Origin of the sequence: Enterococcus sp. DIV1767 (assembly GCF_050542585.1) — a bacterium.
GTDB classification, from domain to species: Bacteria; Bacillota; Bacilli; order Lactobacillales; family Enterococcaceae; genus Enterococcus_D; species Enterococcus_D innesii.
In genome coordinates this window covers 679084-698131 of sequence record NZ_CP172936.1, presented here as the reverse complement: position 1 = coordinate 698131, position 19048 = coordinate 679084, and the positions used below count along the sequence as shown (strand labels likewise).

Genomic DNA, 19048 nt, shown 5'->3' with positions numbered 1-19048 from the left:
TTGACTGTAACGTTACGTTACAGTTTATTCTACCATAGAACAACATTTTTGGAGGGAAATCATGAAACAATTACAGTTATTTTATAAAGAAGAACGACGCTTCTTTTTCAGTTTATTTCTTTTGATGCTGGTCCAATCCTTCGGCACACTCTTGTTGCCGTATTTTTTGGCAAAAATCATTGATGAAGGGATCTTGAAAGTCGACACGACGGCCATTTGGCACAATGGCTGGTGGATGTTTGCCATTGCCATCGGCACCGTGATCGTCTCGGTAGGCGGTAGTTATTTATCTGCCCACCTTTCAGGAAAATTCGGGCATTTTTTACGGATGCGCCTTTTCAAAAAAACACAGGAACTCTCTGTATCCGCTGTTGATGGCTATGGTACGCCCACTTTGCTGGCACGTACCACCAGCGACATCAACAACATCCAACAAATTTTGATGATGGCGTTGCAAATGATTTTGCCAGCCCCAATGATCGTCGCAGCTTCAATTTTTCTAACCGGCACCGTCTCTTTGCGGATGATTTGGGTCCCAATCGTAGCGATCCTATGTTTTTCAATGATCGCTTATGGAGTGATCCGCAAAGCGATCCCATTATCACAAATCACGCAAAAGCTAGTCGATAAAATGATGCGGATCTTACGAGAAACCTTTACCGGCGCTCGGGTGATTCGAGCATTCGACAAAGCAGCTTACGAAAAAGAACGGACAGATCAAACCTTGACGGAATATGCGAAAACCATGATCCAAGTCAATCGCCTCTTTGCTGTCTTGAATCCAACCGTCAATTTAGTAATGGGACTCTCGATTTCGACCATCCTTGTCTACGGCGGCTATCAAAGTCTGCAGGGCCATCTTGCTATTGGTAGTATTACTGCCATCATCGAATACACGATCCTGAGTCTTTGGTTTTTGACCATGGCAGCGATGGTGATTGTGATGGTACCTAAAGGCTTGACTTCCTTGCAACGGATCGAAGAAGTGTTAGAAGAACCAATTGATTTGATCGACGGTGACCAAACCTTGAACAAGGCCGCCGTGTCTGAAGCGATCGCCGCTTTCAATCAGGTGCAATTTACGTATGAAGGCGCCGAAGAACCTGTCTTAGAAGAGATCAGCTTCGAGATCCACCGAGGCAAAACGACAGCGATCGTTGGCGGAACTGGCTCTGGCAAAAGCACCATCGCCAAAGCGCTGTTGCGTTTCAAAGATGTGACTGCTGGTTCGATCACACTTTTTGACCGTAACATCAAAGAGATCTCACAAGCCGAATTACGGGACCAAATTAGTTATGTCCCGCAAAAAGCGCTCTTGCTTAGCGGCACGATTCAAGAAACCCTGCGTTTCGGCAATCGTCCAGCAACCCATGAGGCGATGGCAAAAGCTGCTGAAGTTGCTCAAGCCAAGTCATTTATCGAAGGCTTGCCTGAAGGTTATGAAAGTCCAGTTGCTCAAAAAGGCAGCAATTTCTCTGGCGGTCAAAAGCAACGATTGAGTATTGCCCGAGCGTTGACAAAGCCCGCAGAAATCTACTTCTTTGACGACAGCTTTTCTGCTTTGGATTATCAAACAGACGCCAACTTGCGGCGTGCATTGAAAGAATACACGAAAGATGCCGCCGTCATTATCGTGGCTCAACGGGTATCGACCGTCAAAAATGCCGATCAAATCATTGTTTTAGATAACGGCAAAATGGTCGGTAAAGGAACCCACGAAGAATTATTACGCAATTGCCAAACTTATCAAGAGTTTGCCTCATCTCAAGGAATGGGAGGAATGAAGGATGAGTAAACAAACAATGGATACACCAAAAAACATGAAACATACAAGCCGACGTTTGCTGCGTTTGCTGATGGAACAAAAAGCCCGCTTTCTACTGATTATCGCTTCCGCCTTGTTCTTTTCCTTACTGATGTCCATCGCCCCTTTGATCTTGGGGCGTGGACTGGATAATCTGATTGCCTTGTTTCAACAAGAAGGCTGGCAGATCAATGATTTTTTGCAAAGTATTTTAGGTCCAGTCGTCCTATTAGCGGGAACGTGGCTTTTGATCAGTCTCTTTTCCTTGCTGCAAGAGTATACGATGGCCAGTGTCAGTGAAACCCTGACCTTGACTTTACGCAAACAAATCAGTGACAAATTCAATCGCCTGCCTATCAGTTTTTACGACAAACATCATACTGGCGATATTTTAAGCCGAGTGATTCTCGATTTAGATAAAGTATCCGAAGTCTTGCAAGTCGGTTTGATGCAGTTGATCACGGCAACTATCAGCATTACCTTCGGCTTGATCGCCATGCTTTATCTCAGCCCATTACTGACGATCGGTGTGGTCCTGATTTTGCTTTTGAGTGCTTTTGTGACTACCGTTCTCGCACGAAAAAACTTGAGCTACTTTACCAAAAACCAAGAAACATTAGGTGCTGTCAGCAGTCGTGCGGAAGAGTTTTATACCGCAAATCCGCTGATCAAATCCTACAACCAGCAAGTTGCCGTTGAAGCGGAAATGGCGGAATTGAGCGAAGCCCAATTTAAAGCCTTTCGAAAAGCACAGTTCGTCAGTGCAGCGATCAATCCTTTCGTGCGCTTTATCAATCAAATTGGCTTTATCTTAAGTGCCGTCGTTGGTGGTCTGATGGTGTTGCAAGGGCAATTATCCATTGGTCTCGTACAAGCCTATCTGCAATACATCAACCAAGTGTCTGAACCGATCACGCAAGCTTCTTATATTATGAATACCTTGCAAAGTGCCTTAGCATCTCTCGAACGAATTTTTGAGATCCTTGATTATCCTGAAGAAGAAACAGCGACCCAGCAACTGCCAGTTCCACAAACCATCAAAGGAAAAATCGATTTTCAACACGTCTCCTTTGGCTACAACAAGGAAAAGCTCTTGATGGAAAACGTCGAATTTTCCGTCAAACCAAAACAAACGGTCGCGATCGTCGGACCAACAGGTGCTGGAAAAACTACCATGATCAATCTTTTGATGCGCTTTTATCCATTGAATGGTGGGAAGATCTTGCTGGACGATCAAGACATGATGTCCTTTTCGGCACCGGCAGTACGGAAAAAATTTGGTATGGTGCTGCAAGATACGTGGCTGTTCCAAGGAACCATCGCTGAAAATATCGCTTATGGCAATCCCGATGCCACTCGAGAAGACATCTTGGCTGCCGCCAAAGCCGCCCAATGCGACCACTTCGTGCGGACCCTGCCCAACGGTTATGATACCGTCATTGGCTCCGAAAGCGAACTGTCTCAAGGACAACAACAATTATTGACGATCGCCCGGGCGATTTTAGCAGACCCAACGATCCTGATCCTTGATGAAGCCACCTCCAGTGTCGACACACGGACGGAACAAATGATCCAAACGGCGATGGATCGTTTGACCCAAGGACGAACCAGCTTTATCATCGCCCATCGTCTTTCTACCATCAAAAATGCCGACTTGATCTTAGTAATGAAAGACGGCTCTGTCGTCGAAAAAGGTTCCCATACAGAATTGCTGGCACAAGATTCACTTTACGCCCAACTATATAACAGCCAGTTTGCAACTGCTTGATGAAAAAAGGGACAATGCAACGATTTTGAAAACAAATCGCTGCACTGTCCCTTTTACTTATATTGCAAAATGACCTTCTGTTCATTCTCAAGAATCGCCCATGATAGGTCTCCAGAAAATCATTTCCCTTGCGTTGCTCCTACCAATATCTGATAATCAGACGTGAGAAACGATCCATCAAACAGACCATATGGGAGTGCTGATCATGAAAAATTTTCAAATGGCATTTATTACCTCTGCTACTACAAATCGCTGGTTGAAACTATTAAATCTTTTGGAACGACACAAGACCCTTTCCAATCGTGAGTTGTCAGAAGCTGTGCAGCGTTCTCGGCGCACGATCATTTATGATATTGAGGAGTTGAGGAGCTATTTTGGGGATACGATGATGATCGAGTCCACCCCGAATGGCTATTCTTTTCATGAAGTTCGGCCGAAAGAATACATTGAACTAAAACGAGCACTCCTTCAAAATGAACCATTATTCGCTATTCTCGAGCATCAATTTAAAGGAGAGTATCGGTCCGTTTCTGAATGGGCAGCGTATTTTTACGTTTCTGAAAGTTCACTTTTGCGCTATTTATCACTTTTTGAAAAAGCACTGGTTCCCTTTCAATTGTCAGTCGATCATAAAAATTTCCGCCTCATTGGATCAGAAACAGATATTCGCAAATTCTTTCATACCTTTTATTACGAGTCTGACGCTACCCCTCATACCGTTCGCCCAACGATTGCTGTCCAAAATATTGTCTTAGATTTTTTTCAAACGATTCGTGGTGAAACCAACAACACCTCTTCCTTTTGGTATATCAGTTATTGGTTGTATATTATCCTTGAACGCTATCAAGCTGGGGAATCCGTTGCTTTATCGGAAGATTTAAAAAGAATCGTCTTAGCAGATGAATTCTTCCAAGAGTTCCAACGCCTCAATCAGCGTATACAAACCACCTTCTCCTTGACTTTACCATTAGATGAGTTGGTCTATCTTTTTGCACTTGTGGCAAGCAACCGTGGCATAAAAAACTATCTTGCTGAGATTTCATTCGTCAACCGCTTTGATCATTGGCCTGAGTTAAAAGGGCTAACGATCCAGTTTTGCCAGCTCCAACAAATATCAGACCATGAAAAGACACGCGATTTCGTTTTTCTGCACTCTTTCTTCATTACAGAAAAAATCAAACAACTGATTTCTCCGACCTATAATCGAAGTATGGAAGAAATCACGGTCTACGCTCAAAATCAATACCCAGTGGAGTATGAGGAAAATAAACAGTTTCTTCTCAAACAGTCTATTTTTGCAGCAGAAGCAATCAGCGCCCGTTTCACCTTATATTTTGAAGGATTGAAGGAAAAGTATTGGGGCACGCCTAGACGGATCGCCTTTCTCTTAGAAGGTGATGCTTTGATCTGTCTTCATATTAATGCATTTGCTGTCAAATATTTTGGGCGCTACCATACTCTGCATTTTCCTGATTCCTGTGAATTTTCTTTGGACTATGTTGAACGAAATAAGGTTGATCTTGTCGTAACGAATTACGCTGAATACCTTGAAGACTATCTGTTGGATGTCGAGTGCCTCCTAATCAAATCGATTCCAGATGCAGAAGACTGGAACAGTTTTTTGAAAACCATCAATCCAAAAATCATCCATAATTTTACTCTGCAAGATGTCAAAAAAATCGCACCTAGTAAATCAAAAAACGGCTAAGCATACTAAGACGACTGCCCTGAGTTAGTTTAAACAGCTAACTTATGGCAGTCGTTTAATATTTTTAATCATCTGATGCTTGAAACAGCACTATTGGTGTACCGATATTTTTTCACTCAGGTACACTGCTCAAAGACCATTCGATCGTTGCCCGATACCGCCCTGTCTTTGGATTGGCACCAGCCGGAACTTCCAATTCGACACTGGTAGCTGCCGTCTCTTGATCGCCGAAACGATAGATCCATGTCCCAGTACTCTGGCTTCCACCGGTTAACAGCAGCTGAGCTTCCCCCGGCAATAAAGTTATGGTCCCATCATCAGCCACAGCAAGCTCTGGCATATTAGCATCAGCATTGGTCGAAGCAGTCGCAAGGTATTGATTGTGTAAATTGATTTGCGCACCAATTAAATGATCATTATCCTCATTACGGAACCCTTGTGAATCAAATGTCGCCGATAAACGCCAGCTCGTTTCTGCCAATAGCTTACGCTGATCAGTAATCTGCACATAGTTCGGTCGGTCGGCGGTGTCACTTGTCCCTTCCTGACTGATTTGTTGAGGCAACGCATAATAGGTTCCTTTGGTACTACGAATCGGTACTTGACCAAATTGAAACTGAGAGACAAAATCAAGACTGATCATTCCTTGGTTATCAGGAAGGAGCGGAGGATTGTCTGGCTCTACTTCCATCTCTGGTTCTAATGGATCAACTGGCGGAAATGGACCGGATTTCACAATTTTGACCGTTGTAGCAGCGGGGAAAACTGCATCACGAAAGGACAATTCTGAAGGAGGATTCTGATTGCCAGTCTGATCATTTGTGACAGGTGGATGCTGAACACCAGCTGCTTTTGCCGAACCGACAGAATCTTTCAGAAATACTTGGATCTCATCTCCATCTTTTAGCTGACGACTACTTAAGTCAATGATAAATCGGCCATTTTCATCGATATCAGCCATCTCTGTATTGAACCACACGCCATTATGCGTTGCGCTTATTTGAACCGCTCTATCCTCTGTATAGCCATGTAGTTCTGTCGATTCTTCAAGAAGTGTCAAAGAAGAAACAACCGCGGGCGTTGGGGGAATAATCGGAAAGACTTCAACAGGACCGACTAAAATTAGATTCAGCGCACCTTCTGTCAACTCTCCACTTGTTAGTTCGACTGCTACAATTCGAACCGTCGTTCCTGCTTCCAAAGGCGCCGCTAAAGAAATTTCAAAAACGCCTCCTTGCGCTTCTTCCCCATAAATACTGATTCCGGGGTTTTCCTCTGTGTGTCCAACCGTACTAGCCGTGACTCGCTCTTTGTGACCAGCAGTAGTTTCAATTTCTACAGTCACTTTCGCTTCATTGTCCCACGCTGGGCGAGTGCCATCAAAACCAACCGGGATACTAACTCTACCATGGATTTTTTTATCGGCATTTGTCGGAACTCGTAAAACATCTGCAATCGCCCAGCGTGCATTATTCGAACTGACTCGAGAATAGTTTGTCAATCCTTTGTCTCCAAAAGTCTCCAGATTCAGTATATCTGGCTGATTCGTCACTCCCAATGTACCAAAATCAGTACCTGAAAAAGCAAAATCAAGGGTTGGAAAGTTTAAATCTGGATCACCGGAAAGATTCGAACCATTTTTCCAGACAGCTAAATCACTATTAGTGGCAGTTAATGTTGATAGATTGGAGACACTGAAGATGTTTCCACCATCGAAGCGCTCGTTACGGAAATCAAAAAAGACTGGATCGTTCAAGATGACAGAAAGATTTCCTGAACGAAAGACACCTCCATTCGGCGTACTTGTGTGTCCTTCCACTTGAAAATACCCTTGTTCAACATAAATCGTTGAATTGAAATAAGTGTGCATATCAATCCCAGGACCACTCTTAGCTACACACATAAACTTACTATTAACACCCACGATCGAAAAATTATTTTCCGAGCCATTTTCATAGATACCCCTTGCATAGAAAATTCCTTGGTTTCCCCCAGCAACATTGCCGTCACTAGGAGTACCTGTACCTGGATTATAAAGATCGACGATGCCTCCATCCGATATTTCAAACGAATTTCCTCCACTAGGAATTCGAATCAAAGGAGCGCTGCCACCTGTTTTAAAAACATTCACCGTACCACCATCGGTCACATGAAAAGTTACCAAACCATAATATAAAAATCGGATCGTCGCGTGATCCCCATTAGCATATTGACTGCTAGTTATTAATTTCCCATTGCTTTGAACCTCAAAGGTAAAGCCCAGACTAGTGACATTGATGGCGCTTGAGTCAATACTCTCGACTTCCAATACTGCTGAATCACTGACCATAAGCACCCCTGATTCTGAGGCATTCGCTGGAGTCGTTAAAACAAAAGAGGCTGCTCCTTCTGCTGCGGTAATTTTGCTGGAAATCGACACATGAGTATCTTGTCCAGTGATGGTGACATCGGCATTTTTTCCGTCGACTCGCAATGCATTAGCATTTCCTGCCGTTAGGTTTGCTTTTGAACCAGACTGAATCACCAGGTGAGGATTATCCCCTGTCAAAAATAGCCCACGTCTCCTTTGTGTTGCTTCAATCTGTACGAAGGCAGCCTCACTAACAATCATCTTTGGATTGGCACCACTCATCATAATCGCATTATTTTGATTATTAGAAGCTTCGATCGTTGCACCTTGACTTTGTATGAAAAGCGATCCTTCTTCACTAATGGAAAAGGCGCCATTATCTCCACGTATGTCGATCGCATTAGCCTCTGCAGCAAACTCATTCGTGACACGGAGGAACGTTCTATCACCAGTGATCGTCATGGATGGCGTGCCTCCATTCAAAAGTATGGCATTCGCATTCACTGTTTTGATCGATACATCCGCACGAGACTGGATGCTCAATTCTGGCTGATCGCCAGTAAGCGCAAGTCCTCGTTTTCTTTCCGTAACATTGATCGAAAAAACAGCGTTTTCTGCCGCAATAAAAGTTGGATTTTTCCCAGAAAGAATAAGGGCATTATTTGCTTCATTCGTGGCATTCGTAGCGGCACCGGGGCTTTGAATGTCTAAGTGTGCGTTGTGGTCGAGTATGACTTTTCCGTTGTCTCCGCGAAGGTCGATAGTATTCGCGGCCCCTTGTTGCGTCACAATAGTTACTTGAGCTCCCTCATCAATCAACAATCTAGGATCTGAAATATCTGGTGCAGTATAAAAAATCCACATATTCGGCTTATTGATGATTACTTGTGCTTGGTTGCTTGCTTCCACTTCTTTGAGATTAAATAAAGTATCTGAATCCATAGTCATTGCTTCAAAACGATTGATCCCACCGGTAAAATGAACTTTTGCTTCTCGAGCCAAAATAAACGGAGAACGGTTCGTAGCGACTTCTTCAACATTCGCTACCTCAACGACCCAATCGCGGCTTAAAATATTGGTCGTTTGGATCAAAGCAGTATTTCCTGTTTTATGATAGCTCAGATTTTCTAAACGGAAAGTCGTTTCTTCGTTTACAGTTGTTAGGCGAAAATAAGCATTATTATTATTGAATGTCAGCGTGTGGCCGTTTCCTTGAATCATGATGGAGCGATTGATATCCATCACATTGTTAGCAGATTGAGTAAGATCCGCTTGCAAAGAAATAATCGAAACAGTTGGATTTTGTAAGGCACTCATGAACTCGGCCATGCTAGCAACTTCAACAACCGATCCGTCAAAAGAACTTGATCTGGCATCACTTGCGGCTTCTTCTAAAAAATCTTGAGGGCTTTCTATACTACTTCCAGATTGCTCGGAAACACCGGTATCTGTCCCTTGAGATGCAAGAGTGCCAGTTTCCACGACCTCTTTTTGGGTATCTTCTTGGGTATCTTCTTTCGAATCATTTGCTGCCTTTATTTCGACCAGGGCTTCTGCTCCTCCACTTGTTACGACAAAACATCCCGTCTGTTTGGCAATGATCGGAACAGCAAATGATTGCTGCCTTTGACTTGTCTTGATTTGCCAATGATTAGTATCCTTTTTTATTACTGTTTTTTCTGATGGTTGCTCCTCTGTTAGCACCTCAAGCTCTGGAGGTAATTCTAGGACCACTTCTTCCACCGCTAGATCACTGACCAATTCAAGTAAGAGGGGGTTGCCCAAAGTACCAGAAAATCTTGGTTGCTTGAACTCAAAAGTCGCTTGTGGGAGCAATGAGCGTGTGCCAATTTCCTCAAGCAGCGAGCTTTCCTCCAATGTTTGCACCAACTCGGATTCTCCTGTCTCAGCAAAAGCAATGAGGAAAGGCTCATTCGGCAAGCAAATCAACATCAAAATAAGGCTCCATTGAAGCAAGTGTTCCAAGCTTTTCTTTTTCATTCCTAGCTCTCCTTTTTCGCTTCTTACGTATCCGTTCTCGGCTTTTTGTTTTTCCATAACAGCCAAATGATCGTTCCAAGAAGGACCATTACTAAACCAAATGTGCTGATTAGCCACCAATTTGCCTCAGGATCAAGGGTAACATCCTCACGATTCAAATGCTTTGCAACATCTGCTTCAACCGTAAAGGGATACTCCCATGACCACTCCTCACCCTCTGATCGTGCCGTCAAAGACATTACATATTCTCCACTATAAAAGCGATCTCCAGCTAAGGAAACGGGGAAATGAAAATGCGAGTTTGGTGCCATTTGCATTCCTTCTCGCTGTGCCTCGTACAAAATTTCTTCCTGATCTGCTCGCCGCACTGTCGCCACTACCTCTAACTGATTCAGGAAACGCGGCTGTGGATTTTGTAACGTCGCCCGAAATGCATTTCGGTAATTCACTTGACCAGGAAAGACGTCTAGCAAGGCAAGCTCTGGTTCAATGAGGGAAGACTCATTCCGCACTACGACTCCTAAGATATAGGCAAACCGATTTTGAATCGCAACACCCTCCACCTCTGAATCGGTGTTTTCTGCTATCACCTCACGGATACGTAAACCGCCAACTAAACTCCCAGCAAAGGCTGCTTCTGGCATATGTATTGGTAACTCGATCGTCTTTTTTTCATTGGCTGACAGTGTGATTTCACCTGGTGAATCGATCAGATCAGCTAGTGAATGAAGCAAAGTTGGATCTGGCTCAGTCGCATCTTTGCCATATTCAACAACTCCATTTCCGTTAGTAAAAGCTGTATGTGCAGAAACTTCAATCACAATGTCATCTGTCGAATGGTTTTGGATCGTCAAACCTAATAGATCACTCGTACCTGGTGCCATTTCCAGATCAAAGTAACCACTGTTTCCGTCAGCTAGTTGGCTTTGTGGCAAATTTGGGACTACATGAAATGGTAGTTCCGATTGTGTTGTTGCTCCACTCATACCGGGCGCGCCAATGAATAAAAACAACAGGAAAGCAATCCCCATCACTTGCTTAGATATTCTTGATTTTTTGTTATATCCTTTCATAACTGAACCGCTCCTTCCATAATAGGCAGGAAATACGTGCCTCCTGCCTATTACCTGAACCACTTTCCTATTTCCCGTTCAAGAATGTTTTAATAGAGAAACCTATTGTGATTTTCTGAGTTTTTTCTTCGAAACGAAGCTTCGATGCACTGCTTTTTAGCAGAACCGATTAATTTTCTGGCGTAGCACTTAAATTCCACGTCAAAGTCGCCTTATAAGTAGTCGCTTGAGGGTTTGCTCCCTTTGGCACATGAAGCCAAATTGCTTCATTCAGAATGTCACTTTCTCCAGCCTCATGCTTCTGATTCAGAAGTGTTTGGTTTCCCCACTGAACTGTCGAAACTCCAGCTCCTTGTCCCTCCGCAGCAGTCATCAATGTGTTGTCTTCACTTCCAGCATCAATGATTTGACGATTTAACTGATCGATCGGTGCGCTTGGAAAAGTCTCAGGATCTAGCGCATTTGAGCGAATCTGCGGATCTCGTAATTCAATATAGGCTCCCCGTAATAGATGGCTAGAATTAGCATCTGTACTCATGAATTGATCCAAATCAACATTTAATGTCCAGCCATTATGCTCCCCACGAGTGTCCAATACTTGAGCAAAAGAAACATATGGAACGGTTCCTGTACCATCAGACAAACGTTCCATCTCTGCAAGCATCGCCGCTGCCCCATGTTCTGTGCTGATTGCTTGTGTACCAAAATCAAAACGCTTTGGCACATGAACAAGAGTAAAGGGTCCTTTTACATCTGGATCAATCGGATCGATTTCTACTTCCGGTTCTTTTTCAGGTAATTCAACATCGATCTCTTCATCGTCCCCTGCAATGAACTCTACTTCATTTTCCGTAATCCCTTGGATGACTGATGTTGCTAAAGCTGTCACTCCTCCAGATAGAACGGTGATACTCATAACGCCGATTGTTACTAAATTCATACGTTTCATACTAATACTCCTCTTCTTTTTTCTAATTGATGCGTGGTCCGGATTTCTTTTCATCCCAATAGGAAATGCATTTGAGTGACTAAACCCCATTGTGCCTACTTTAAATTTCAGAATGACTTCATTCTCTAGTACAGCTTATTTTCTTGTCTTCAAATGGAGAGTCTTTGTTTTTTCACGTAAATTCCTACACTAACACTAACGAATAGCACCCCGATCCAATAAACTTCCCTTTGTTGACTATTTAATTGCGGAAGATCCTCGATTTTTCCACCACCTTCTTCTTCTCCAGGTGGTAGCCATTCACCTGCCGGCGGCTTTGGATTGGACTCTTTGTTATTATCCCCAATAAAGCGGATGACCCCTTCTGTTCGGCTAGTAACAATTTCTTTGGCATACACCGGATCAACACGAAACAAACAACATACTATCAGTGACAATACAACAAGATAACTGAGTCTATAAAGCTTCATTACTCCCCCTTTCCCTGCCACGCTTCCTTTTAAAAGAACTTTCGCTAGACACAGAAAAAATCCTGTAGTTCTTCATTCAAGATTGAAACGACTATCTTAATCGTTTCCTTATAACCAATGTATTTAGGTAGAAAAAAGATTTGTGGCTGCTTTTCAATGGTGTATTCAAACGGAACGATGTTAGTGATCAAAGTATCGCAATCAAGCTGATTGATTTGTTTGAACGACAACTGTTCTTCATACAGGACTTCCATTCGACCACTAAAATGATGCTCAAAGATACTACAAATCCATTCATCAATCACATAATTATTGGCAAGCAACACCACGATTTTTCGAGAAATCCGGATCAATTGATTGCCAAAAAGGTACAGAACGAAGGAACAACAAAAGTCAGAGAAAAATCGATTTTCGAAATAATGTGGAATCGCATTTACTTCCATAAATGCGATCAACGGCTCATACAGATTGAATGGCAAAGAACACACGAAATGATTTGTACTATCCGAATTCTTTAAAAAAGTAGGTGCTAAGCCAACTTTTGCATACTGACGTACTAAAAAATCTTCAACGATTTGTTGGTTAGAACAAGGTTTTTCAAGATAAGAATGGTGCAGCTCCAAAAAATGAACAAATAATTGGTTAAAGTGAGTACTCTTTGTCAAAATACTGCTCAGGGGAATCCTTGTTTTACCACGAAGTGTCCATTGAGCGTATAGCATTAAATAAATAAAGCAAGCCTCTTCAGAAATACGTTTTCTTGCTATCGTTTGCAGACTACCACTTTCTTGGATCGTCTCGTTGATCGCTAAAAAAAGTGGATCTTGTTGCGCCAGTGCCTTAATTTCGCTATCAAAAGTCAATGTGCCATAAGTCGATCGCTGAAAAGATAAACGGATAATACTAATGACTTTTTTCTTTGATATGATGTCCACTTCTTGCTCAATTCGTAATATAAGAGCTTCTTGAAGTTGGTGATCGATTGGTGGCAAGTCAAAATAATGCGTTTCACAATAAAAATCCCAGAAAAATTTCCGCTGATTGATTTCTTCTCCTACTAAACCAATCGAAGACTTTGTTACTACCAGTTCGTAGTCATCAAGAATCATTTGCAATTTTTTTAAAAGTCGATTTGCCGTAGATTCCGAAATGTGCATGGCACGAATCCAAGCTAGAAAAGGAAACGTCTGGCCTGCATAAAAAGCCTGTACCAATAAAATAAGTGGTTCTTTTTCATAATAGGAACGTCGTTTTTTATCATACTCATCATGATCGTTGATCACTAACTTCATTCCTTGATGTGTCCCATTAAGAGAGATCGTGTCTCCAAAAAATGCACGAATTGCTTTTAGATCGGTCAAAACGGTTCGACGGGAAATACTTGCTTTTTCTGAAAGCTGCTTGACACTTAAAACGTGTTCATTTTCCATGTGTGCCAAAAGAATGAGACTTCTTCGATTGACTGAGCTCGTTACTAATTGGAATGTAAGACTGTTCACGTGCTAAATCTCCTTTAGTAAGTTTCCTATCCATTGATAATCAAATTGAGTCTCCCTCCTTTGCTCTACCTTCGAATCATTGCAATGTTTCTTGTTTGATTCTAACAAAATTACCACCTATTTTTTAACCAGCATTTGCACACAAGGGTGCAAAAAGATTGACTTCTCTTTAAATTCCCTTCGATTCTTGTCTCTTACATTTAAATACTATTAGTTATTTTATATGTGACTTCTAGCAACTCATTTAATGCGTGACTAATCTTTTTTTCTGACTGTATGTCTAGCAAGAATATTCCTTTTAAATAGTTGCATTCAGTGGTGGTTTTTTTACGCAAAAAAACAGCTAGACACTCGTCTAGCTGTTTATCTAGAATTATAAGTTAGCACTACGTTCTATTGCTTTTTGAAAATACTTACAGCTACGCCACTTACAATAATCGTTCCTAAAACTACTAACCAGGCAGCACGTTTTTCATTCGTTTGCGGAAGCACACCCCCATTATTTTGACTAGAAGTGGTGGTAGTCACTGAACCACCGACCTGATCACTGGATTGACTCGTTTGGCTCGTTGATGAATGATCATTATTTGATTCGGTGGTACTTGGTTCTGTTGTGCTTGGCTCCGTTGTGCTTGGTTCCGTTGTACTTGGTTCCGTCGTACTTGGTTCTGTTGTGCTTGGTTCTGTTGTGCTTGGTTCCGTCGTACTTGGTTCGGTTGTGCTTGGTTCCGTTGTACTTGGCTCCGTCGTGCTCGGCTCCGTCGTGCTCGGTTCCGTTGTACTTGGTTCTGTTGTGCTTGGTTCCGTTGTGCTTGGTTCCGTTGTACTTGGTTCCGTCGTACTTGGTTCTGTTGTGCTTGGTTCTGTTGTGCTTGGTTCTGTTGTGCTTGGTTCTGTTGTACTTGGTTCCGTTGTACTTGGTTCCGTTGTGCTTGGCTCCGTTGTACTTGGCTCCGTCGTGCTCGGCTCCGTCGTGCTCGGCTCCGTCGTGCTCGGTTCCGTCGTACTTGGTTCCGTTGTACTTGGTTCTGTTGTGCTTGGTTCTGTTGTGCTTGGTTCCGTTGTGCTTGGTTCTGTTGTGCTTGGTTCTGTTGTGCTTGGTTCCGTTGTGCTTGGTTCGGTCTCTTTCTTGGTATTAGTTAGAATAATCGTTTCACCATCGTTAGTAACCGTACTTTCAAAGTCTTCAGGAACATTGATTTCCGTCACTGTATAACTGAAGTCTTCTCCCTGATTATTGTATTTGGGTAACACGAGTTGTTGACCATTAACAGGAACCTCACTGAGGGTGACTTGGAAATCGTCTTCCTTGCTCAAGGTCAGTGGATCGGAAATTTGCCAACCTTGTTCCGAGGTAGTGGTCATTCGTTGCACTTGGTATTCGATCTGCTCTGGAATCTCGGCGGCAGAAACATTGACCCACCTCTTAAGGACATTTATCGAAACCACTGGCGCTTTAATCGATGGGATTGGAAAATCTACTGCTTCTCCGTCTACTTCCGGCACTAATGTGGTACGACCGTTACATAGAACCCATGTTTCTCCTTGGAATGAAGAGTCTTCAGTATCAAGGCGGATTTGATAGGTCAATGTAACTCGCTCGTTCTCACCCAAAGCAAGATTGCTGACAGTGATGGTTTGATCGGCTTCTGCTACTTGCACATTTGCCACTAGGTCAGGTGCTTCGACCCAAGTTCCTTGTTCATCTTTTCGCCACCCAACCAGTTGATAGTTATCGGAATCAAAACTACCTGCACCTTGTAGCAAGATTCCTGCACCCATTGGGTCAGTGATCGTACCACTGGAGATTGTCTTATCGATTTTATTTGCGATTTCCGTCAACGCTGAACCTAAGCCAACCAGATTTTCATCTATCGTTAAATAATTCCCTGATGATGTAGCTAAGTTTCGACCAATGTATTCCCCGCGAGAAGACGGAGCAGTAGCTACCGAATACATTGGAAAGCCCGCTTCCTTGATCGCGACGATCGTGCCTAAAGTCGCGTCTGTCACTACCGAAGTACTGACAGGGATTGCAAGAGGATCCGAAGAAGATGAACTTGTCGTATGATACGCAGAATTATCAGTTTGAAAATCTTTGACATAGCTTTGGGTGTGATAACCGTTATAGTCTGTGATCTCCCCCGTGTTAGGATAGGTAGTCGCTCCCTCTACAGGAAGATAGCTACGATTGGCACTATTATCACCAATATGGATAAAAAGTTTTTCAGCTTCTGGACGACTTTCCTCCAGCAAGAGCCGCTCACCTTCTAATAACCCTTTTTGCATGAATGTTCCGGAATGGGACTCTGCGGTTTGACGTAGAAACTGTTCTAAGTAATCGATATCTGTTGAAAAACCATTCGTGGAGTAAACATAGCGATTATAGGCCACGATCCCGATTCGAATAGAGCCATTTGCTAATGAGTCTGCCAATTCCGTGCCAAATTGTTGTAAGCCTAACAACGCATTATTCAATTTTTCTCCAGTCATAGAAGAAGAAAAATCGACTACTAATACTAAATCAACCGCATTGTTCGTTTGGTTTCCTTTAACATCAAGGGTGACGTCAAACAATCCTTGATTTCCTGCAACTTCTTGCACACTTTTCTTTAAATACGCCTGATCATCATAATTGACATAATTCTCACTATCAAACTCGACTCCAGGTGCATTTCCATAATCATAATTGTAGGTATCTCCAGCAGCCGTACCGTGGGTAAGGTATTGCCCCGCTTGGTTCTCCTGATAGTCAAAATCATAGGTCGCCGCTTTCGCGCTGACACTGATCATACTCAATATAAAAGTACATAGGATCAGTAATAAGCGACTGTTTTGTTGGAACCAACCTTTTTTTTCTTCCATTTCTATCACTCCTCTTATTTCCAATCATTTCTTCCTGTTTGCTAGCGCAAAAGCTTATTCTTTTACCAGACCACAGTATAGAGCATCCCAGCCCTGAAAAGAGACAAAAAAATGTCAATTTCCTATACAAAAAAATATCCTTTTTTATGCTATGATGAAGATGAATCATCAATAGTTTAAGGAGATAGGAGGTCCTTTGATGGAACGATTCTACACTTTTTTTGGGAGTAGTCTGAAAAAAGACCTCGATTTATTGCGTTTCTTGTATTTACAAAAACGTTTTGTCCCAATTGAAGAAATCAGTGCCACCCTTGCTCTTGATCGCCGCTCAATCCAAAAAAGTTTCATAGCGTTAACAAAACAGCTTGAGCAAAATGCCGAGGAAAAACACCCCATCTTACTGGCCAAACACGGAGCTGGATATAAATTTAACGGAAACAAAACAGACTATAAACATCTGTTACGACAACTACTAGCAAAGAATCCTTTTTTTCAATTATTAGAAACATTGCTCCTGCATAATGAGATTAATGTGGTTCAATTTGCTAACGATTATTTTTTCTCGGAGTCTACTGTGCGCAAAAGAGTCTATGAGCTGGAGAATCTCTTGGCACCTTTAGGCTTTACATTAAAAAAAACCAAAGGAAATGTACAGCTGAATGGTGATGAAGCGCGCATTCGCTATTTTATGGTCGCCTTCTTTTGGCGTACTTTTTCAGGTGTTGATTGGCCTTTCAATCATCTCTCTCAAAGCAAATGTGAGGAAATCGCTCGAGCTTTCTATCGCAACAATCACATACCTTTTAACACGATTGAATTGAAACAGACGACCTATATACTAGCCGTAATCTGTTTGCGTTTCCGCCAAGGTCAAACGATTGCCGAAGAAAAGTTACAGCTCCAACCACCATTAAAGGGCTTAGACTTGACCTTATTTCAACAATCAACGAATCCAGAAACACCGATTTTTACCCAACTGTCACAGGAGTTAATGACTCACTTTTTTCTGAATGAAAAAGAATGTCAGTTTTGCTTTTTGTGGCTGATGTCCAATCTAGAGCGAACGTTTCCAGAGGAGCAACTGAATTGTTATTTTCCTTCGAAAAAAACGAGTGACCAGCAATTTACTACGATTCAAAAAGCACTGGCTTCAATGACTTCGCCAGCTGAAAAGATGGTCATTTCCCAACCACGTAAACAAGTCATTTTGAATACGATCCTGAATGGGATATTATCCGTCGAACTGTTTGGCGAAACTGTTCATACGCTAGCGGGCTATAACACAGCTCAGTTCCTTACCGAACATTTTCCGAATTTGCAACTGCATTCCGAACAATTGCTAGCTTATCTAAAAGTCTATCACGAGGATTTGGAAAAACGCAAAGGACTGGCTTTGTATGTAGCAACAGCCTGGACGCTGATTTTACCTCCAGCTCGCTTTCAGCAAGTCATTCGAATCAAGTTAGAAACGGACCTGCCTTTCGCACTTTCTTTAGCAATTAAGGAGTTGATCCAAACCCCTTTTCAAGGTTTCTATAACCTTGATCTGCGGGATCACTTTGAAGACGATGATTATGATCTTTGTATCAGTACATCACCATTGACCGCAACATCGGCAGAAATACCGGTAATATTGATCAATGCACAGATCACCTTGCCAGACCTATTAGCGATCCACCAAGCCATCGAGGGCGTATTGCGAAAATAGCCCAGGATTGGATACTTCCTAAAATCAGCCCAAAAACGGCTAAGTAGCTTCCTCAAAAGCTACTTAGCCGTTAGTTTTTTCTCGAAATTTATTTCGTGAATACAAAAAAATGAAGTTCTTGACGAACTGAAAGACGATTATTCTTCACTCATATAAATCAAACCGACTTTGGGTTTTTGAGTGACTTTCAGTCCTGTGATTTCACGATAGAAAAAGCGATGCTCTTTCCGAATCATGGCAATGATCTCTTCTTCAGTTAGGCCTAGATCAGTGACTAAGTCATCTTTCCCATGATTGCAAAGCTCCAATAAAATTTGAAGTTGCGCATCGATCGCTAATAGTTTGGCCCACTGAACAAAAAGATTCTCGTACTTTTTATTAAACACAGCTAGAAACGTTTCCGAAAGCTCTTGGTAATATCCATATATTTTAGGAAAGTGTTGAAACACCTCTCTTTGATTGAGTTCTTTTTGGAAATATGCCAAATAGTCTGTTGCATTGTATATTTTTCTCGCCTGCATACCTTCTTCTCCTTTGTTCCTGCTTTCATAGAAAACATTTTTACTAAGTTTCCTCTATTTTCAACCATTGCATTCCATTTTACGTATTTACCTTTAGAGCGAACATTCTATAACTAACTTCTAAAGCAAAAAACTTGGTTAACATGCGCTGGCTCTTAGTTTCGATAAAAATCCTGCCTTTTTTACTAGCGATTGGCTCAAGAAACGATTTATATGATTACTATAGCGTCAAATGTCCGTGAAAAAAAATAATAAATTTCACCAGCCGGTGAAATTTTTCACTAGAATAATGTTCCTTCATCTTTTATTCAGTCAGAGAAAGAGACGAAATT

The 19048-nt window shown here is 42.3% G+C and carries 11 protein-coding genes and 2 pseudogenes; 5 read left to right on the top strand and 8 right to left on the bottom strand.

All coding sequences use genetic code 11. The features are described 5' to 3' along the window. Positions 1–61 precede the first annotated feature (61 nt). From IGI78_RS03245 to IGI78_RS03235, 3 genes are all read left to right on the top strand, one after another. Complete coding sequence (locus IGI78_RS03245; protein WP_430618433.1) at positions 62–1795, top strand: ABC transporter ATP-binding protein; 1734 nt, start codon at positions 62–64, stop codon at positions 1793–1795. After that, complete coding sequence (locus tag IGI78_RS03240) at positions 1788–3572, top strand: ABC transporter ATP-binding protein (protein ID WP_430618432.1); 1785 nt, start codon at positions 1788–1790, stop codon at positions 3570–3572. Before IGI78_RS03245 ends, IGI78_RS03240 begins: the two co-directional genes overlap by 8 nt. 205 nt (positions 3573–3777) lie before the next feature. After that, positions 3778–5280 carry a helix-turn-helix domain-containing protein gene (locus IGI78_RS03235; protein ID WP_430618431.1) on the top strand — a complete coding sequence of 501 codons (1503 nt, stop codon included), beginning with the start codon at positions 3778–3780 and terminating at the stop codon, positions 5278–5280. Positions 5281–5392: 112 nt separating this feature from the next. Here IGI78_RS03235 and IGI78_RS03230 read toward each other — a convergent pair whose 3' ends face one another. The 6 genes from IGI78_RS03230 to IGI78_RS03205 all read right to left on the bottom strand — a co-directional run bounded on the left by IGI78_RS03230 (position 5393) and on the right by IGI78_RS03205 (position 14114). Next, positions 5393–9631, bottom strand: a complete 4239-nt coding sequence (locus tag IGI78_RS03230) for a WxL domain-containing protein (protein WP_430618430.1) — start codon at positions 9629–9631, stop codon at positions 5393–5395. A gap of 23 nt (positions 9632–9654) precedes the next feature. After that, positions 9655–10704 (bottom strand): DUF916 and DUF3324 domain-containing protein, encoded by a 1050-nt coding sequence (locus IGI78_RS03225; RefSeq protein ID WP_244351321.1) that lies wholly within the window; start codon positions 10702–10704, stop codon positions 9655–9657. Positions 10705–10873: 169 nt separating this feature from the next. Continuing rightward, positions 10874–11653, bottom strand: coding sequence for a WxL domain-containing protein (locus tag IGI78_RS03220; RefSeq protein ID WP_430618429.1), 780 nt, complete (start codon positions 11651–11653; stop codon positions 10874–10876). Positions 11654–11802: 149 nt separating this feature from the next. Next, complete coding sequence (locus IGI78_RS03215) at positions 11803–12123, bottom strand: cell wall protein (protein ID WP_216682276.1); 321 nt, start codon at positions 12121–12123, stop codon at positions 11803–11805. A gap of 44 nt (positions 12124–12167) precedes the next feature. Beyond that, positions 12168–13553 carry a helix-turn-helix domain-containing protein gene (locus tag IGI78_RS03210; RefSeq protein WP_430618428.1) on the bottom strand — a complete coding sequence of 462 codons (1386 nt, stop codon included), beginning with the start codon at positions 13551–13553 and terminating at the stop codon, positions 12168–12170. A gap of 462 nt (positions 13554–14015) precedes the next feature. Then, positions 14016–14114: an LPXTG cell wall anchor domain-containing protein gene (locus IGI78_RS03205; protein ID WP_430618576.1), complete on the bottom strand. Its 99-nt coding sequence runs from the start codon at positions 14112–14114 to the stop codon at positions 14016–14018. Positions 14115–14600: 486 nt separating this feature from the next. Between IGI78_RS03205 and IGI78_RS03200 the strand changes: the two are divergent. Further along, positions 14601–14765: pseudogene (locus IGI78_RS03200) on the top strand (hypothetical protein); the annotation flags it as partial. On the opposite strand, the pseudogene IGI78_RS03195 reads toward IGI78_RS03200, so the two are convergent. After that, a pseudogene (locus tag IGI78_RS03195) lies at positions 14766–16415 on the bottom strand (VWA domain-containing protein); the annotation flags it as partial. Positions 16416–16686: 271 nt separating this feature from the next. Between IGI78_RS03195 and IGI78_RS03190 the strand changes: the two are divergent. Further along, positions 16687–18195, top strand: a complete 1509-nt coding sequence (locus tag IGI78_RS03190; RefSeq protein ID WP_430618427.1) for a helix-turn-helix domain-containing protein — start codon at positions 16687–16689, stop codon at positions 18193–18195. A gap of 137 nt (positions 18196–18332) precedes the next feature. Here IGI78_RS03190 and IGI78_RS03185 read toward each other — a convergent pair whose 3' ends face one another. Beyond that, a complete protein-coding gene (locus IGI78_RS03185; RefSeq protein ID WP_430618426.1) occupies positions 18333–18716 on the bottom strand; it encodes a DUF7006 family protein in 384 nt (127 codons plus the stop codon). Positions 18717–19048 lie beyond the last annotated feature (332 nt).

Excerpts from the sequence above, each read along its gene's own strand:
- IGI78_RS03245 (WP_430618433.1), top strand. The coding sequence starts at position 62 with ATGAAACAATTACAGTTATTTTATAAAGAAGAACGACGCTTCTTTTTC.
- IGI78_RS03240 (WP_430618432.1), top strand. The coding sequence starts at position 1,788 with ATGAGTAAACAAACAATGGATACACCAAAAAACATGAAACATACAAGC.
- IGI78_RS03235 (WP_430618431.1), top strand. The coding sequence starts at position 3,778 with ATGAAAAATTTTCAAATGGCATTTATTACCTCTGCTACTACAAATCGC.
- IGI78_RS03230 (WP_430618430.1), bottom strand. The coding sequence starts at position 9,631 with ATGAAAAAGAAAAGCTTGGAACACTTGCTTCAATGGAGCCTTATTTTG.
- IGI78_RS03225 (WP_244351321.1), bottom strand. The coding sequence starts at position 10,704 with ATGAAAGGATATAACAAAAAATCAAGAATATCTAAGCAAGTGATGGGG.
- IGI78_RS03220 (WP_430618429.1), bottom strand. The coding sequence starts at position 11,653 with ATGAAACGTATGAATTTAGTAACAATCGGCGTTATGAGTATCACCGTT.
- IGI78_RS03215 (WP_216682276.1), bottom strand. The coding sequence starts at position 12,123 with ATGAAGCTTTATAGACTCAGTTATCTTGTTGTATTGTCACTGATAGTA.
- IGI78_RS03210 (WP_430618428.1), bottom strand. The coding sequence starts at position 13,553 with ATGGAAAATGAACACGTTTTAAGTGTCAAGCAGCTTTCAGAAAAAGCA.
- IGI78_RS03190 (WP_430618427.1), top strand. The coding sequence starts at position 16,687 with ATGGAACGATTCTACACTTTTTTTGGGAGTAGTCTGAAAAAAGACCTC.
- IGI78_RS03185 (WP_430618426.1), bottom strand. The coding sequence starts at position 18,716 with ATGCAGGCGAGAAAAATATACAATGCAACAGACTATTTGGCATATTTC.